This window comes from Streptacidiphilus sp. EB103A (assembly GCF_041261405.1).
In the GTDB taxonomy this organism is placed as follows: domain Bacteria; phylum Actinomycetota; class Actinomycetes; order Streptomycetales; family Streptomycetaceae; genus Streptacidiphilus.
The window spans coordinates 38,811-54,571 of sequence record NZ_JBGCAQ010000016.1; the positions used below are offsets into that span (position 1 = coordinate 38,811).

The window sequence follows — 15,761 nt, forward strand, 5'->3', positions numbered from 1 at the left end:
TGCAATCAGCAGTTGGCCACCTCTAACCTACGAGCATGACGGTCTCGCCCCAAGGGCTCTCCCTGGCCGCCGAGTTCCCGGAAGCGAGCCGGGAGCATTGGCAGCGTCTCGTCGAAGGCGTCCTCCGCAAGTCGGGTGCGGAGGATGTCTCGGGCGTGCAGGCCGAGGACAGGCTCAGCACCCAGCTCCAGGACGGCATCACGGTCCGGCCGCTCTACACCTCCGCCGACGCCCCCGCCGCGAGCAGCAGTGGTTATCCCGGATTCGCGCCCTTTGTGCGCGGCGGACGGGCGCAGGGGTCGGTGGCCGGGGGGTGGGAGGTACGGCAGCGGCACGCGCAGCCGGACCCGCGTCTGGCCAACGAGGCGGTGCTCGCCGACCTGGAGAACGGCGTGGGCTCGCTGTGGCTCACGGTCGGCGCGGCCGGGCTGCCGGTGGCCGGGCTGGCGACCGCGCTGGAGGGGGTCTACCTCGACCTCGCGGGCGTGGTCCTGGACGCGGGCAGTGAGACGACCGCCGCCGCGGAACAACTCTTTCGGGTGTACCAGGAGCGCGGCATTCCCGCGGACGCCCCCTGGGGCAGTCTGGGCGCCGACCCGCTGGGGCTGCTGGCCCGCACCGGCGACCAGCGGGTCGCCGCGACCGAGGAGGCGGCCGCGCTGGCGGTGCGCTGTGTCCGGGACCACCCCGGTCTGCGCGCGCTGACCGTCGACGCCCTCGCCTACCACGACGCCGGCGCTTCGACCGCCGAGGAGCTGGGCTGCTCGCTGGCCACCGGGGTGGCCTATCTGCGGGCGCTGACGGCAGCCGGGCTGACCACTGGTCAGGCGGCCGCGCAGCTGGAGTTCCGCTACGCCGCCACCGCCGACCAGTTCACCACCATCGCCAAGCTCCGGGCCGCCCGTCGGCTCTGGTCCCGGGTCGCCGAGGTCAGCGGCGTCACCGGGGAGGGGGCGGCGCAGCGCCAGCACGCGGTCACCTCGTCGGTGATGGCCACCGAGCGCGATCCCTGGGTGAACATGCTGCGGGGCACCGTCGCCTGTCTGGCCGCCGGGGTCGGCGGAGCGGACGCGGTGACCGTGCAGCCCTTCGACAGCGCGCTGGGCCTGCCGGACGCCTTCGCCCGCCGGATCGCCCGCAACACCCAGGCGATCCTGGTGGAGGAGTCGCATCTGGCCCGGGTGATCGACCCGGCCGGTGGCTCCTGGTACGTGGAGAGCCTGACCGACGAGCTGGCGCGGGCGGCCTGGGCCTGGTTCCAGGAGATCGAGCGGGCCGGCGGCCAGGCCGCCGCACTGTCGTCCGGGCTGGTGGGGGAGCGGATCGCGCGGACCTGGGCGGCCCGCAGCGAGGAGCTGGCGCACCGGCGCGAGCCGGTGACCGGGGTCAGCGAGTTCCCCAACCTGGCCGAACCCGCGGTGCGGCGCGAGCCCGCGCCGGAGCAGCCGGGCGGCGGTCTGCCCAGGGTACGCAGCGCGCAGGCGTTCGAGGCGCTGCGGTCGCGCTCGGACGAGCAGCTGGCCGCGACCGGGGCCCGGCCCCGGGTATTCCTGGCCACGCTCGGCCCGGTGGCCGTGCACACAGGCCGGTCCTCCTTCGCCGCCAACCTGTTCCAGGCGGGCGGCATCGAGACGGTGTCAGGCGAGGGCGCGGAGGCCTTCCGGGCCGCCGGTGCGACCGTGGCGGTGCTGTGCTCCAGCGACCGGCTCTACGCCGAGCAGGGCGAGCAGGCGGTGGCGGAGCTGCGGCAGGCGGGCGCCGAGCGGGTGCTGCTCGCGGGCAGGCCCGGGACTGTCAGTGGGGTGGACGAGTATGTGTTCACCGGCTGCGACGCGGTTGCCGTCCTTACTTCGACCCTGGACCTGATCGGAGCGGTGCGATGATCCCCGACTTCACCGGTGTGCCGCTCGACGGCGAGCAGTCGCTCCCGGCCGCCACCGAGGCGGACTGGCGCGTGGCCTGGGAGCAGGCGGCCGGCAAGGATGTGGATGAGCTGGTCTGGGAGACCCCGGAGGGCATCGCCGTCAAGCCGCTCTACACCGGTGCGGACCTGGCCGGGGTGGATTTCCTGGGCACCTACCCGGGCATCGCGCCGTTCCTGCGCGGCCCGTACCCCACCATGTACGTCAACCAGCCCTGGACGATCCGTCAGTACGCCGGGTTCTCCACCGCCGAGGAATCCAACGCCTTCTACCGGCGCAATCTGGCGGCCGGTCAGAAGGGCCTGTCCGTCGCCTTCGACCTGCCCACCCACCGCGGCTACGACAGCGACCACCCCCGGGTGACCGGTGACGTCGGCATGGCCGGGGTGGCCATCGACTCCATCTACGACATGCGCCAGCTGTTCGACGGGATTCCGCTGGACAAGATGTCGGTCTCGATGACCATGAACGGCGCGGTGCTGCCGGTGCTGGCGCTGTACATCGTGGCGGCCGAGGAGCAGGGGGTGCCGCCCGAGAAGCTGGCGGGGACCATCCAGAACGACATCCTCAAGGAGTTCATGGTCCGCAACACCTACATCTACCCGCCGCAGCCCTCGATGCGGATCATCTCCGACATCTTCGCCTACACCTCGCAGAAGATGCCGCGCTACAACTCCATCTCCATCTCCGGCTACCACATCCAGGAGGCCGGGGCCACGGCCGACCTGGAGCTGGCCTACACCCTGGCCGACGGGGTCGAGTACCTGCGCGCCGGGCTCGCGGCCGGCATGGACGTGGACTCCTTCGCGCCGCGGCTGTCGTTCTTCTGGGCCATCGGCATGAACTTCTTCATGGAGATCGCCAAGCTGCGCGCCGCCCGGCTGCTCTGGGCCAAGCTGGTCCAGCAGTTCGACCCCAAGAACCCCAAGTCGCTCTCGCTGCGCACCCATTCGCAGACCTCGGGCTGGTCGCTGACCGCGCAGGACGTCTTCAACAACGTCACCAGGACCTGTGTGGAGGCGATGGCCGCCACCCAGGGCCACACCCAGTCGCTGCACACCAACGCCCTGGACGAGGCGCTGGCGCTGCCCACCGACTTCTCCGCGCGGATCGCCCGCAACACCCAGCTGATGCTCCAGCAGGAGTCCGGCACCTGCCGGGTGATCGACCCCTGGGGCGGCAGTGCCTACGTCGAGAAGCTGACCCAGGACCTGGCCGAGCGGGCCTGGCAGCACATCCAGGAGGTCGAGGCGGCCGGCGGCATGGCCAAGGCCATCGACGCGGGCATCCCCAAGCTGCGCATCGAGGAGGCCGCGGCCCGCACCCAGGCCCGCATCGACTCCGGCCGGCAGCCGGTGATCGGGGTCAACAAGTACCGGGTCGCCACCGACGAGAAGATCGACGTGCGAGCCGTCGACAACTCCTCGGTCCGGACCCAGCAGATCGAGAAGCTGCGCCGGCTGCGCGCCGAGCGCGACGAGCAGGCATGCCAGGCGGCGCTGGGGGCGCTGACCGAGTCGGCCCGGGCCGGGGCCCGCCACGACGGCACCCTGGACGGCAACCTGCTGGCGCTGGCCGTGGACGCGGCCCGGGCGATGGCCACGGTCGGGGAGATCTCCGACGCGCTGGAGGCGGTCTACGGACGCCACGCCGGCCAGATACGTACCATCACCGGTGTGTACCGCGAGGAGGCAGGAGCGACCGGGGCCGTGGAGCAGAGCCGTGCGCTGGTGCGCGCGTTCCAGGAGGCCGAGGGCCGCCGGCCGCGCATCCTGGTCGCCAAGATGGGCCAGGACGGCCACGACCGGGGCCAGAAGGTGATCGCCACGGCCTTCGCCGACCTGGGCTTCGACGTGGACGTCGGCGCGCTGTTCCAGACGCCCGAGGAGGTGGCCCGGCAGGCGGTGGAGGCGGATGTGCACGTGGTCGGCGTCTCCTCGCTGGCAGCGGGGCACCTCACCCTGGTGCCCGCGCTGCGCGCTGCGCTGGCCGAGGCCGGACGCGAGGACATCACCATCGTGGTCGGCGGGGTGATCCCCCCGCGGGACTTCGACGCCCTCTACGCGGCCGGCGCCGCGGCGGTGTTCCCGCCCGGCACGGTGATCCCGGAGGCGGCCATCGACCTGCTCAGGACGCTGGCCGAATCGCTCGGCCACGAGCTGACGTGACGGATCGGCACATCCCGGGGCGCCGCCCGGTCGACGTCGGGGCCTACACGGCCGGAGTGCTGGCCGGCTCGCGGGCCTGGATCGCCCGGGCGGTCACCCTGGTCGAGTCCACCCGAGCCGACCACCGGGAGGCGGCGCAGCGGCTGCTGGTGGAGCTGCTGCCGCACTCCGGCAAGGCGGTCCGGGTGGGCATCACCGGCGTCCCCGGCGTCGGCAAGTCGACCTTCATCGACGCGCTGGGCACCCTGCTCACCGGCCGGGGCCACCGGGTCGCGGTGCTCGCCGTCGACCCGTCCTCGACCCGCACCGGCGGCTCGATCCTGGGCGACAAGACCCGGATGGAGCGGCTGGCCGTCGACCCGAACGCCTTCGTACGCCCCTCGCCGACCTCAGGCACCCTGGGCGGGGTGGCCCGGGCGACCCGGGAGAGCATGGTGGTGATGGAGGCGGCCGGCTACGACGTGGTGCTGGTGGAGACCGTCGGGGTGGGGCAGTCGGAGACCACCGTCGCCAACATGGTCGACACCTTCGTCCTGCTCACCCTCGCCAGGACCGGCGACCAGCTGCAGGGCATCAAGAAGGGCGTGCTGGAGCTGGCGGACCTGGTCGCCGTCAACAAGGCCGACGGCGAGCACATCGTCGCCGCCCGCTCGGCCGCCCGCGAGCTGGCCGGCGCGCTGCGGCTGATGCGGTCCCCCGACGCGGCCTGGACCACGCCGGTGCTGACCTGCAGCGGCCGCGAGGGCCTGGAGCTGGACGAGCTCTGGGAGCGGGTCGAGCAGCACCGCCGGATCCTGGACAGTACCGGGTCGCTGGCCGCGCGGCGCAGCGAGCAGCAGGTGGAGTGGGTCTGGGCGATGGTCCGCGACCAGCTGCTGACCCAGCTGCGCGAGGACGCCGCGGTACGGGAACTGACGCCGGGTCTGGAACAGCGGGTGCGGGACGGCAGGCTGACGGCGACGCTGGCGGCGGAGCAGATCCTGGCCGCGTTCAGGGGCAGTGAGCCGAGAGGCAGTGAGCCGAGGGACGGCGGGTTCAGGGACGGAGGGGGACCCCACTGCTGATCCGGGCCAGGTCGGCCCGGCTGACGGAGGGCCGGGTGCTGGGCGGCTCGGGGGCGCGCAGCCCGGCGAGATGGATGTCGAGGTGGCGCTCCCAGGCGTCCGGGGCGACCGCCCCGGCGGACTCGACCACGCCGCGCACCCCCCAGATGGTGGCCTGGATGTCGCCGAGGGTGATCTCCGGGCGGATCCGGCCGTGCCGCTGCGCCTGTGCCAGCAACTCGCCGATCAGGTCCCGCAGATGTTCGGCGCACTCCGCCCTGGTGTGGCGGACCAGTTTGTCGATGTAGCCGCGGTGCCGGGTGAAGTGGTTGCCGAGGATCCGCAGGAAGGTCTCCAGACCGCTGCCCTCGTCCCGGGCCAGCTCCTGCTCGGCGGCGTGGATGAGCTGTTCCAGCAGGGTCACCACCAGGGCGTCGATCAGCGCCTCCTTGTTGGGGAAGCGGCGGTAGACCGTGCCTACGCCGACCCCCGCGCGGGAGGCGATCAGCTCCATGCTGGCCTCGGTGCCGTGCTCGGAGACGACGGCGAGGGCGGCGTCCAGGACCAGCCGGTGGTTGCGGGCGGCGTCGCGTCGCATGGGTCGCCCGTCCGGCTGGTCCATCGGATCCGTCCTCCTGGTCGTGGGGTGCTGCTGGAGTGCAGTTTAGGGACCCGGGCTGCTACTCCGGCTTGTCGCCGATCAGCGTGCCGCCGGCGACGACGCCGAGCTCCGGATGGGCGGGCTCGTCCGCGGGCAGTCCGGCGGCCGCGGTGCGCCCGGCGCGGGAGGCCGGGATCACCAGGGCCGCGAGCGCGGCGATGAGCATGGCGCCGGCCAGCATGGCGAAACCGTGGGTGTAGCCGGCCTCCCGGGGCAGCCCGCTCGGCTGCGCGTTGGCGGTGACGACGCTGGCCATCAGCGCGGCGCCGATCGATCCGCCGATGGTGCGGATGTTGGCGTTCATTCCGCTGGCCACGCCGGTCTGCTCCGGCGGGACGGCGGAGACGATCAGGCCGGACATGGCCGCGAAGGCCAGGCCGAAGCCGACACCCATGATCCCGGTCGCCAGGTAGAGCTCCCAGGTGTGGGTGTGTGCGAAGGCCAGCAGCAGCATCGGCACGACCCCGACCAGGCAGCCGAGCAGCACCACGACCTTGGCGCCGACACGGCCGGCCAGGCGGCCGGCCGCCATGCCGACCAGGAACATGGTGACCGTGGACGGCAGCAGGATCAGCCCTGACTGGGTGATGCTCGCGCCGAATCCGTACCCGGCGGCCCTGGGCGTCTGCACGAACTCGGGCAGGAACGCGAACACCGCGTACATGCCGACGCCGATCAGCAGCGCGACCAGGTTGTTGGTCCACACGGCCTTGCGGCGCATCATGTTCATGTCGATCAGCGGGGTGGCCGCGCGGAGTTCGACCATGACCCAGCCGACGGCCAGCAGCACGGCGGCGACCAGCAGGCCGATGACCTTTCCGGAGCCCCAGCCCCAGGTCGGCGCCTCGCTGAGGGCCACCAGCAGGGCGACCAGCCAGGCGGAGAGCAGCAGCGCGGGCGCCCAGCTGATCCGGCCCGGGGTGCGCACCGGCGACTCCGGCACCAGGAAGTGCGCGGCCACGGCGGCGGCGATGGTCAGGATCATCGGCAGCCAGAACAGCCAGTGGTAGTCCAGCGCGTCCACGATCGGTCCGGCCAGCACGATGCCCAGGCCCGCGCCGACGGCGCTCAGCGAGGCGATCGCGCCGATGGCGCCGTTGAGCTTCTCGCGCGGGAACTCGTCCCTGATGATGCCGAAGGCCAGCGGCAGCACGCCGCCGCCGATGCCCTGGATCACCCGGGCCACGATCATCACGGTGACGCTGCCCGCCAGCGCGGCCAGCAGCGATCCGAGGGACAGGGCTATCAGCGTCGCCACGAAGACGCGTTCCTTGCCGATCATGTCGCCGAGCCGGCCCATGATCGGGGTGAATATCGAGGCGGAGAGCAGATAGGCCGTCAGCACCCAGGTGACGGTGGACTGGGTGGTGTGCAGATTGGCCTGGATCGTCGGTAGGACGGGGGTGACCAGCGACTGCAGCAGGGCATAGGCGGCCACGCCCGCCGCGAGGACCGCGAAGGTCACCTGGTGATGCGCGCGCCGGGACTCGGACGCCATGGAACTCCTCATTCGCCAATCAAAACGGAATGGTCATTCCGCTGAGGCTGACCCTACGCCATCAGGAATGACAGTTCCGTTTCGTTGGGTCGTGTGCGACGAAGCTCACACGGCTCCGTCGCCCGAGGAAGGGACGTCGTCGCGCAGTCCGCAGAGCCAGGCCAGGGCGTCGTGGGCGCCCTGGAGGTAGTCGCGCGGGGCCATCCGGTGCAGCCGGTCGTCCAGTTGCGCCACCGAGGCGTCGATCTCGGCGGTGATGTGGGGCAGGTCAGGGAAGGCGTAGTCGGGCCGGGCGCCGGTGACGGGGGCGCGGCTGCCCCGGCCCAGGGCCCAGAGGTAGGCGGCGAGGGCGCCTCGGGAGTACTGCGTCTGCCGCTGCGGAGCGGACGCGACGGCCTCCAGGTCGCCGAAGGCGTGCTCGACGTCGATGCGGGGGCGGGTGCCGATGTACTCGGGGATTCCGACGGGTGCGCTGGGATCGGTCATGAGTGTCGTCTGACCGCAGGACCGCGATGAATGCGTGAGTCCTGAACGACCGGACAGTCCCCGGACCGTGACGGGCTGCTCTGACCCGCCGTCAGTCCTCGCTGGCGACCGATGCCCGCAGCGGGGAGGCGACCTCCAGCCAGACCGTCTTGCCGGAGCCCCGCGAGGACGAACCCCAGTCGCGGCTGAGCCGCTCCACCACGTGCAGACCATGGCCGCCGGGGAGCGCGGGGCGGGCCCGGCGCGGGGACGGCGCGGTCGGGCTGGGGTCGGCGACCTCGACCCGCAGCCGCTCGTCGGTGCAGTGCAGGGTCAGCTCCTCGGGGCCGCCGGCGTGCAGGCAGGCGTTGGTGACCAGCTCCGACACCAGTAGGAGGACGTCCTCGACCACGAGCAGCTGCTCCTGGCCCGCCTCCGTCGATGCGTCGGCGGGGTCGGCGGGGATCCACTGCCAGTCCGTCAGAGCGGCGCGGGTGAAGTCGCGGCAGCGCCCGATCAGGCCCTTGCCACCGGAGAGCGCCAGCCGCCGGGTCTGCCCGCCCGAGGGCAGCCCTGGCCGACCGTCCGTCATGTGTCCTCCACCCCGGCCGCGGTGCTCCGGCTGAGCGCGTCGGTGAGCGTGGGGTAGGTCCGGAACACCTCGGCGACGCCGGTGATCTCAAACAGCCGGGCGACAGCCGTGCGCAGGCCGGTCAGTTCCACGGCGGTGTCGGCGTCGACTGCCGCCAACCGGGCCCGCAGCAGCACGTTCAGGCCGGTGGAGTCGCAGAACTCCAGCCCCTCGCAGTCCACCAGCACCCGGGACGTGCTCGCGCCGAAGGCCGTCCCGAAGGCGGTGCTGAGCGCCTCGGCGGTGTCGTGGTCCAATTCGCCGACCAGCCGCAGGACCGTGGCGTCCGGAGCGCGGCCGACGGAGACGGTGAAGCGCGCGCCGTCGGCGTCCTCGTTGGTCGCTTCCGCGACTCCCTGGTCCATACAGCTCGCTCCTCGCCCGCAGGCCGGTCGGCCCGGATCCGTCGCTGCCCATCATGCCCCAGCGCCCGTCCCCAGGACCGGACTCCGCGCTGTTCGCCGATGCCGGGCGGCGAACAGGTATGGGAACCGGGACCCGGGGTAGGCGACATCGCAGACGCGCACTGACACGGTTCGACCCGTTTCGCACGACGAACCCCGGGAGGGACCCATGAACGCCAGCTCGCAGACCATGCTCCGGCAGGACGGTACGCGGCAGGCAGCGACCGGCATCGCAGCGACCGGCATCGCAGCGGCCGGCATCGCAGCGGCCGGTATCGCGGCGTCCGCACGTCAGACGGCAGCGGCCCCGGCCGGACCAGCGCTCTTTCCGGACTTCGACCTGTCCGACCCGGGCTCCGTCAGTCCCACCGACGCCCGGGCCATGTCCAAGGTGATGTTCGCCCGGCTGGCCGAGCTGGAGGAGGGCACCCACGAGTACCAGTACGTGCGCAACACCCTGGTCGAACTCAACCTGGCGCTGGTGAAGTTCGCCGCCGGGCGGTTCCGCACCCGCAGCGAGCCGATGGAGGACATCGTCCAGGTCGGCACGATCGGCCTGATCAAGGCCATCGACCGGTTCGACCTGGGGCACGGGGTGGAGTTCCCCACCTTCGCCATGCCCACCATCGTCGGTGAGATCAAGCGCTTCTTCCGGGACACCAGTTGGGCCGTGCATGTGCCGCGCCGGCTGCAGGAGCTGCGGCTGCGGCTGGCCCGGGCCGCCGACGAGCTGTCCCAGTCGCTGGACCGCGCGCCCAGCCCCGCCGAGCTGGCGGCGCACCTCGAACTGACCGAGGACGAGATACGCGAGGGCCTGGTCGCCGCCAACGGGTACTCCGTCAGCTCCATCGACGCCGGAGTGGCCTCCGCCGAGGACAGCAACGACGGCTCCTCGTTCGCGGAACGGCTGGGCGAACCGGATCCGGGGCTGGAGGGCATCGAGAACCTGGAGTCGCTCAAGCCGCTGATCGCCGAGCTCACCGACCGGGAGCGGCTGATCCTCTCGATGCGTTTCGTCTCCGACATGACGCAGTCCCAGATCGGCGACCAGCTCGGCATCTCGCAGATGCATGTCTCCCGGCTGCTCTCCCGGGCGCTGGGGCGGCTGCGGAGCAGACTGCTGATCGACGAATAGAAAGAACAAAAATCGGGAGAACAAAGGGAAGAAAGGGAGAAGACGCCCAGGAACCGCGCAGCTTTTGCGTGACCATTACAGCTGCGACGGATGCAGTGGCCGCAGGTCGACCTATCCTGTGGTCATGTCGGAGGAGATTGAAGTCAGCCTGACCCTGCGGGTGCGGCTGACCGACTGGGACGGCCTGCGGGCGGCCGGTCTCGGTGCGGTGTCCCGGGGAGCCGGGGCCGAGGAGGTACGGGCCAGGGCCGAACAGGTCGCGTCCGGACCCTATGGAGCGCTCGCCGTTCTCATCGACCCGGACCGGCTGCTGGCGGGGATCGACAGCGTCGAGGCGGTCACCTCGGTCGTCGCGGTCGGGGCGCCGGGCAGCTTCGGCGCCGGGCGGGCCCCGGACTTCGGCGCGCTGTTCCCGCTGACCCCGCCGTCCGGGGCGGAGACGTCCTGGCTGCTCACCCCGCGCACCGCGGCGGTGCTCCACGGCCAGCTGCGGATCCTCGCCGACTGCGCCCGCAACGAGCTGGACGAGCTCGGCGGCGCCCCGGTGCGCCCGGAGACCCGCAGCGGCGTGGTCTTCGCCGCGCTGCCCAAGCCCACCTGGGGCCAGGACGCCGACTGGCGGATCCGCTTCATCTCCTCCTTCTGCGCCCTGGCCGCGGACCTGGCCGCGGGGGAGTGGCCGCGCCCACGCTGCCCGGCGGAGGAGATGGCACTGCACCTGGCCCTGCTGGATGCGGAGGAAGCGCTTTCCGACGTGCCCGAGGGTGTGGAGACCGATGTGGCGGGCCTCCCGGTCAGCGTCTACGACTACGACTGGAGCGGCTGCCGCTCCACCTTCTTCCGCCACGCCGACGTGCTGCTGCGCTACGAGGCCATATCCCCGGCGCTGGAGGAGCCGGCCTCGTGGTTCACCGCCTTTGAGACCGGCTGACCGAGCGGGGTCGGCGGGGGCACGATTGGATGGAGCAGCCGTACCGAACGAGGAGGAGCGACCGTGAGTGACGACATGACCGGCGACGGGGTCTACCAGCCCGATCCCGGCGAGGACGAGCACGACGACAACGGGCTGCTGGACTCCGAGGACACCCTGATCGACCGCGGTCTGGCCGACGCCCTGGACGAGGGCTACTCGCCGCCCGACAGGCCGCTGGCGGCCAACCGCTACGAGGGCGACGGGAGCCTGGACGAGCGCCTCGCCGGGGAGGTGCCGGAGGTCGGGGTGGAGCCCGGAGACGGCGTCGGCGACGCCTGGGACACCGACGGCGAGGAGATCGACGACGAGGTCGGCGACGTGCGGGCCGGCCGGCTGGTCGCCCCGGGCGAGGGCTCGCACCTGGAGACCGACGGGCTGATCGCCTTCGACCAGGGCATCGACGGGGCCGGGGCCTCCGCCGAGGAGGCCGCGGTGCACGTGGTCCCCGACGGGGAGTGGTGACCCCATGGCGATAGCCACGATCAACCCCGCCACCGGCGAGACCCTGGAGACCTTCGAGGCGCTGGACGCGGACGCCGTCGAGACCCGGCTGGCCAGGGCCGCGAGCGCCTTCGAGGTGCACCGCCGCACCAGCTTCGGCGAGCGCGCGGTGCTGCTGCGGGCCGCCGCCGACCTGCTGTCGGCCGAGCGGGAGGCCGATGCCGCGCTGCTCACCCTGGAGATGGGCAAGCCGCTGGCCCAGGCCCTGGCCGAGGTCGACAAGTGCGCCAGGGCGATGCGCTGGTACGCCGAGCACGCCGAGGCGCTGCTCGCCGACGAGCATCCCGCCCCGGCCGACGTCGCCGACTCCGGCGCCTCGGCGGTGCATGTCCGCTACCGGCCGCTGGGCCCGGTCCTGGCCGTGATGCCGTGGAACTTCCCGCTCTGGCAGGTGGTCAGGTTCGCCGCCCCGGCGCTGATGGCCGGGAACACCGCGCTGCTCAAGCACGCGTCCAACGTCCCCCGGACGGCACTGCTGCTGGAGGACCTCTTCACCCGTGCGGGCTATCCCGTCGGCTGTTTCCAGACGCTGCTGGTGGGCTCCGGCGCGATCGAGGCGGTGCTGCGCGATCCCAGGGTCGCCGCGGTGACGCTGACCGGCAGCGAGGGGGCCGGCCGCTCGGTCGCCGCGATCGCCGGGGACGAGATCAAGAAGAGCGTGCTGGAGCTGGGCGGCAGCGACCCCTTCCTGGTGCTGCCCTCGGCGGACGTCCAGCGGGCGGCGAAGGTCGCGGTCACCGCGCGGGTGCAGAACAACGGGCAGTCCTGCATCGCCGCCAAGCGCTTCATCGTCCACGCCGACGTCTACGAGGAGTTCGCCGCCGCCTTCGTGGCCGGGATGTCCGCGCTGCGGGTGGGCGACCCGATGGCGGCCGGCACCGACGTCGGCCCGCTGGCCACCGAGAGCGGCCGGGCCGACCTGGAGGAGCTGGTCGACGACGCGCTCCGGCACGGCGCCAAGGCGCAGTGCGGCGGGCGCAGGCCGCAGGACCGCCCGGCGGGCTGGTTCTACGAGCCGACGGTGCTCACCGAGATCACCCCGGAGATGCGGATCCACCGCGAGGAGTGCTTCGGCCCGGTCGCCACCCTCTACCGGGTCGACAGCCTGGAGCAGGCCGTGGCGCTGGCCAACGACAGCTCCTTCGGCCTCAGCTCCAACGCCTGGACCACCGACCCGCAGGAGCAGGCGGTGCTGGAACGCGACCTCCAGGCCGGCGCCGTGTTCTTCAACGGCATGACGGCCTCGCACCCGGCGCTGCCCTTCGGCGGGGTCAAGCGCTCCGGCTACGGACGCGAGCTGTCGGCGCAGGGGATCAGGGAGTTCTGCAATGTGACGACGGTCTGGTACGGCTGACGGTCCGGTACGGCTGACCGCACGGCGTGGACCCAGGCCACCCAGGGTCCCGGCTCAGCCGTGGACAACAACTGTTGTCCTCGCTCGCTGTAGGGTGAGTGCCGCGAGCTGTGGCGCGGCTGCTTCAGGGAGGGAACCCACGTGGTGGCGCGAGGAACTGCGAAACAGTCAGCAGACGGGGCGGAATCGGTCTGGAGCCGGTGGACCACCCGGAGGTGGCTCTCCGTCGGCATGGCCGTGGCGCTGACGGTCCTGCTGGTGCTCGGGCTGCTCGGGGCCTGGGCGCTGAACCGGGCCTCCTCGGTGACGGACACCCTGGTGAACCACAGTTCGCCGGCGCTGACCAGCTCGGTGCGGCTGGAGGCGGCCGTGCTCGACCAGGAGACCGGGATCCGCGGCTACGCGCTCTCCGGCCGGACCGCGTTCCTGCAGCCCTACACCGAGGGACTGGCCGACCAGCAGACGGCGGTCACCAGGCTCCGCGGCCTGTTCGCCAAGGACGCCCCGGCGACGGCGGACCTGGACACGGTCCTGGGACGGATCAAGACCTGGCAGGACGACATCGCGAGCCCGGTCGCGGCCGCGCCGCCGGGCGCCCCGGTCGCCCTGGCCGCCCAGCGCTCGGACCTGGGCAAGACCGAGTTCGACGCGATCCGGGCAGCGGCGGCCGTGCAGCAGACCCATCTGCAGGCCGCGCGGGCCACGGCCTACGCGCAGCTCCTGTCGGCGCAGCGGCAGCGCAACTGGGTCTTCTCCGCCGCCGCCCTGGTGATCCTGCTGCTGGCCGCCCTGGTCGTGTCCGGTCTGCGCCGGGGAGTGACCGCACCACTGGAGCGGCTCTCGCGCGACGTCCGCGAGGTCGGCGCCGGCGACTTCGCCCGTGCCGTCACCGCCACCGGTCCCGCGGACCTGCGCAGGCTCGCCGAGGAGGTGGAGGGCATGCGCCGGCGGCTGGCCGACGAACTGGCCTTCTCCGACCAGGCCAGGGCCAGACTGGACGAGCAGGCCGGCGAACTGCGGCGCTCCAACGGCGAGTTGGAGCAGTTCGCCTATGTCGCTTCGCACGACCTGCAGGAGCCGCTGCGCAAGATCGCCAGCTTCTGCCAGCTGCTCCAGCGCCGCTACGCGGACAAGCTGGACGATCGCGCGGACCAGTACATCGGCTTCGCCGTGGACGGCGCCAACCGGATGCAGACCCTGATCAACGACCTGCTGGCGTTCTCCCGGGTCGGCCGGACGCACAAGGAGTACGCGCCGGTGGACCTGGAGGACGTGTTCACGGCCACGGTGGACGCACTGGGCATTGCGATCGAGGAGTCCGGGGCCGTCATCACCCATGATCCACTGCCGGTGCTGGTCGCCGACAGCACCCAGATCGGCATGCTGTTCCAGAACCTGATCGGTAACGCCATCAAGTTCCGGTCCCCGGACCGCGCCCCGGAGATCCATCTGTCGGCCGCGGAGGAGGGGGACCGGTGGCAGTTCGCGGTGCAGGACAACGGCATCGGCATCGGCGCCGAGTTCGCCGACCGGGTGTTCGTGATCTTCCAGCGGCTGCACACCAAGGAGGCCTATCCGGGCAACGGGATCGGCCTGGCCATGTGCAAGAAGGTGGTCGAGTTCCACGGCGGCACCATCTCCATCGACCCGGACAGCGCGATCGGCACCAGGATCAGCTTCACCCTGCCGCTCGCGCCCGCCGTCCCGGTCGCCGATCCCGGCGAGCCCGAGCGGGCCGGGGTGGTCGTATGAGCACCCCGGTATGGGCCGCACTGGCCGGCGCCGGAATCCCGGCCCAGGCCGCCGCTTTGGCCCCGGCTCCGACCGAGAGCTACCGCATCCTGCTGGTCGAGGACGACGCCGGCGACGCGCTCCTGGTCGAGGAGCTGCTCGCGGACACCGGACTGACGCACACCCTGAGCTGGACCCAGACCATGGCGGGCGCCCTGGCCGACCTCGCCGGGCAGACGCCGGACTGCGTGCTGCTGGACCTGCACCTGCCCGACGCCAGCGGTGTGGGCGCCATCCAGACCCTGGAGGCGGCCTGCCCGCATACCGCCGTGATCGTCCTGACCGGGCTGGCCGAATCCCGGACCGGGGTGCAGGCGGTGGCCAACGGCGCCCAGGACTACCTGGTCAAGGGGCAGGTGACCGCGGACCTGCTGGACCGGGTGGTGCGCTACGCGGTGCACCGCAAGCAGGCCGAGCGCGCCAACGCGGAGCTGCGCGAGAACCGGATCCACGCCCAGGAGAACACCCGGCTCGAACGCGGGCTGCTGCCCGCCCCGCTGCTGCGCGACGAACGGGTCGGCGCCACCATGCGCTATCTGCCGGGTCGTCAGCGGGCGCTGCTGGGCGGCGACTTCCTGGACGTGGTGCAGACCGGCGGCGGTGACGACGCCGGCGAGGGCGTCGTGCACGCCGTCATCGGCGATGTCAGCGGCCACGGCCCGGACGAGGCCGCGCTCGGCGTCTGCCTGCGGATCACCTGGCGCGCCCTGGTGCTGGCCGGACACCGCGGCAGCGAACTGCTGGGCCTGCTGGAACAGGTGCTGGTCGCCGAACGCCCGCGCGAGGACATGTTCGCGACCTGCAGTACGGTCACCCTGGACCCCGGGGAGCGTACCGCCACCGTCTACCTCGCCGGGCACCACGAGCCGCTGCTGTGCGCCGACGGGGGGGCCAGGGAGGTCGAGGCGGCCCACGGCCCCGCACTGGGGATCGTGCCCGGGGGCGGCCGCTGGCGGCCCACCGAGGTGTCGCTGCCGGACAAGGGCGCGCTGCTGCTCTACACCGACGGCCTGATCGAGGGCTACCGCGGCCCCGGCAAGGACCGGCTGGAGACCGCCGGCCTGGTCGAACTGATCACCAGCGCACCGGAACAGGCCGCCGACCGGCTGCTGGACCACCTGGTCGGCACCGCCCAGACACTCAACGCCGGCCGTCACGCGGACGACCTGGCGGTGCTCCACCTCAGCTGGGCGTGACGGTGCCGCCGAGACGGTG

14 protein-coding genes are annotated in these 15,761 nt (G+C 72.3%); 9 read left to right on the forward strand and 5 right to left on the reverse strand.

Features of this window, described 5'->3' with window-relative positions; genetic code table 11:
- Positions 1–35 precede the first annotated feature (35 nt).
- The 3 genes from ABH941_RS25700 to meaB are packed head-to-tail and all read left to right on the forward strand — an operon-like array spanning position 36 to position 5,154.
- A complete protein-coding gene (locus ABH941_RS25700) occupies positions 36–1,883 on the forward strand; it encodes a methylmalonyl-CoA mutase family protein (protein ID WP_370131848.1) in 1,848 nt (615 codons plus the stop codon).
- Positions 1,880–4,090, forward strand: a complete 2,211-nt coding sequence (gene scpA / locus ABH941_RS25705) for a methylmalonyl-CoA mutase (protein ID WP_370131849.1) — start codon at positions 1,880–1,882, stop codon at positions 4,088–4,090. The genes ABH941_RS25700 and scpA overlap by 4 nt, the downstream gene beginning before the upstream one ends.
- Positions 4,087–5,154, forward strand: coding sequence for a methylmalonyl Co-A mutase-associated GTPase MeaB (gene meaB / locus ABH941_RS25710; protein WP_370131850.1), 1,068 nt, complete (start codon positions 4,087–4,089; stop codon positions 5,152–5,154). Before scpA ends, meaB begins: the two co-directional genes overlap by 4 nt.
- On the opposite strand, the gene ABH941_RS25715 is transcribed toward meaB, so the two are convergent.
- From ABH941_RS25715 to ABH941_RS25735, 5 genes are all read right to left on the reverse strand, one after another.
- On the reverse strand, positions 5,126–5,755 hold the full coding sequence (locus ABH941_RS25715; RefSeq protein ID WP_370131851.1) for a TetR/AcrR family transcriptional regulator: 630 nt from the start codon (positions 5,753–5,755) through the stop codon (positions 5,126–5,128). The genes meaB and ABH941_RS25715 overlap by 29 nt on opposite strands.
- A gap of 58 nt (positions 5,756–5,813) precedes the next feature.
- Positions 5,814–7,292 carry an MFS transporter gene (locus ABH941_RS25720; protein ID WP_370131852.1) on the reverse strand — a complete coding sequence of 493 codons (1,479 nt, stop codon included), beginning with the start codon at positions 7,290–7,292 and terminating at the stop codon, positions 5,814–5,816.
- Positions 7,293–7,397: 105 nt separating this feature from the next.
- Complete coding sequence (locus tag ABH941_RS25725) at positions 7,398–7,778, reverse strand: hypothetical protein (protein WP_370131853.1); 381 nt, start codon at positions 7,776–7,778, stop codon at positions 7,398–7,400.
- A 91-nt stretch (positions 7,779–7,869) separates the two neighbouring features.
- Complete coding sequence (locus ABH941_RS25730; protein WP_370131854.1) at positions 7,870–8,349, reverse strand: ATP-binding protein; 480 nt, start codon at positions 8,347–8,349, stop codon at positions 7,870–7,872.
- Positions 8,346–8,753 (reverse strand): STAS domain-containing protein, encoded by a 408-nt coding sequence (locus ABH941_RS25735; RefSeq protein ID WP_370131855.1) that lies wholly within the window; start codon positions 8,751–8,753, stop codon positions 8,346–8,348. Before ABH941_RS25735 ends, ABH941_RS25730 begins: the two co-directional genes overlap by 4 nt.
- Positions 8,754–8,961: 208 nt before the next feature.
- Between ABH941_RS25735 and ABH941_RS25740 the strand changes: the two genes are divergently transcribed.
- The 6 genes from ABH941_RS25740 to ABH941_RS25765 all read left to right on the forward strand — a co-directional run bounded on the left by ABH941_RS25740 (position 8,962) and on the right by ABH941_RS25765 (position 15,742).
- Positions 8,962–9,927 (forward strand): RNA polymerase sigma factor SigF, encoded by a 966-nt coding sequence (locus ABH941_RS25740; RefSeq protein ID WP_370131856.1) that lies wholly within the window; start codon positions 8,962–8,964, stop codon positions 9,925–9,927.
- A 124-nt stretch (positions 9,928–10,051) separates the two neighbouring features.
- Positions 10,052–10,858 carry a hypothetical protein gene (locus ABH941_RS25745; RefSeq protein WP_370131857.1) on the forward strand — a complete coding sequence of 269 codons (807 nt, stop codon included), beginning with the start codon at positions 10,052–10,054 and terminating at the stop codon, positions 10,856–10,858.
- 75 nt (positions 10,859–10,933) lie between these two features.
- Positions 10,934–11,362 carry a DUF5709 domain-containing protein gene (locus ABH941_RS25750; RefSeq protein ID WP_370132059.1) on the forward strand — a complete coding sequence of 143 codons (429 nt, stop codon included), beginning with the start codon at positions 10,934–10,936 and terminating at the stop codon, positions 11,360–11,362.
- Positions 11,363–11,366: 4 nt separating this feature from the next.
- Positions 11,367–12,755: an NADP-dependent succinic semialdehyde dehydrogenase gene (locus ABH941_RS25755; RefSeq protein WP_370131858.1), complete on the forward strand. Its 1,389-nt coding sequence runs from the start codon at positions 11,367–11,369 to the stop codon at positions 12,753–12,755.
- A gap of 231 nt (positions 12,756–12,986) precedes the next feature.
- Positions 12,987–14,507 carry a CHASE3 domain-containing protein gene (locus ABH941_RS25760; protein WP_370131859.1) on the forward strand — a complete coding sequence of 507 codons (1,521 nt, stop codon included), beginning with the start codon at positions 12,987–12,989 and terminating at the stop codon, positions 14,505–14,507.
- Positions 14,504–15,742 carry a PP2C family protein-serine/threonine phosphatase gene (locus ABH941_RS25765; protein WP_370131861.1) on the forward strand — a complete coding sequence of 413 codons (1,239 nt, stop codon included), beginning with the start codon at positions 14,504–14,506 and terminating at the stop codon, positions 15,740–15,742. The genes ABH941_RS25760 and ABH941_RS25765 overlap by 4 nt, the downstream gene beginning before the upstream one ends.
- Positions 15,743–15,761: the final 19 nt, after the last annotated feature.

What these genes read in the sequence shown, in the direction of transcription:
- ABH941_RS25700 (WP_370131848.1), top strand. Translation starts at nt 36, where the DNA reads ATGACGGTCTCGCCCCAAGGGCTCTCCCTGGCCGCCGAGTTCCCGGAA.
- scpA (WP_370131849.1), top strand. Translation starts at nt 1,880, where the DNA reads ATGATCCCCGACTTCACCGGTGTGCCGCTCGACGGCGAGCAGTCGCTC.
- ABH941_RS25715 (WP_370131851.1), bottom strand. Translation starts at nt 5,755, where the DNA reads ATGGACCAGCCGGACGGGCGACCCATGCGACGCGACGCCGCCCGCAAC.
- ABH941_RS25720 (WP_370131852.1), bottom strand. Translation starts at nt 7,292, where the DNA reads ATGGCGTCCGAGTCCCGGCGCGCGCATCACCAGGTGACCTTCGCGGTC.
- ABH941_RS25725 (WP_370131853.1), bottom strand. Translation starts at nt 7,778, where the DNA reads ATGACCGATCCCAGCGCACCCGTCGGAATCCCCGAGTACATCGGCACC.
- ABH941_RS25730 (WP_370131854.1), bottom strand. Translation starts at nt 8,349, where the DNA reads ATGACGGACGGTCGGCCAGGGCTGCCCTCGGGCGGGCAGACCCGGCGG.
- ABH941_RS25735 (WP_370131855.1), bottom strand. Translation starts at nt 8,753, where the DNA reads ATGGACCAGGGAGTCGCGGAAGCGACCAACGAGGACGCCGACGGCGCG.
- ABH941_RS25740 (WP_370131856.1), top strand. Translation starts at nt 8,962, where the DNA reads ATGAACGCCAGCTCGCAGACCATGCTCCGGCAGGACGGTACGCGGCAG.
- ABH941_RS25745 (WP_370131857.1), top strand. Translation starts at nt 10,052, where the DNA reads ATGTCGGAGGAGATTGAAGTCAGCCTGACCCTGCGGGTGCGGCTGACC.
- ABH941_RS25750 (WP_370132059.1), top strand. Translation starts at nt 10,934, where the DNA reads ATGACCGGCGACGGGGTCTACCAGCCCGATCCCGGCGAGGACGAGCAC.
- ABH941_RS25755 (WP_370131858.1), top strand. Translation starts at nt 11,367, where the DNA reads ATGGCGATAGCCACGATCAACCCCGCCACCGGCGAGACCCTGGAGACC.
- ABH941_RS25760 (WP_370131859.1), top strand. Translation starts at nt 12,987, where the DNA reads ATGGCCGTGGCGCTGACGGTCCTGCTGGTGCTCGGGCTGCTCGGGGCC.
- ABH941_RS25765 (WP_370131861.1), top strand. Translation starts at nt 14,504, where the DNA reads ATGAGCACCCCGGTATGGGCCGCACTGGCCGGCGCCGGAATCCCGGCC.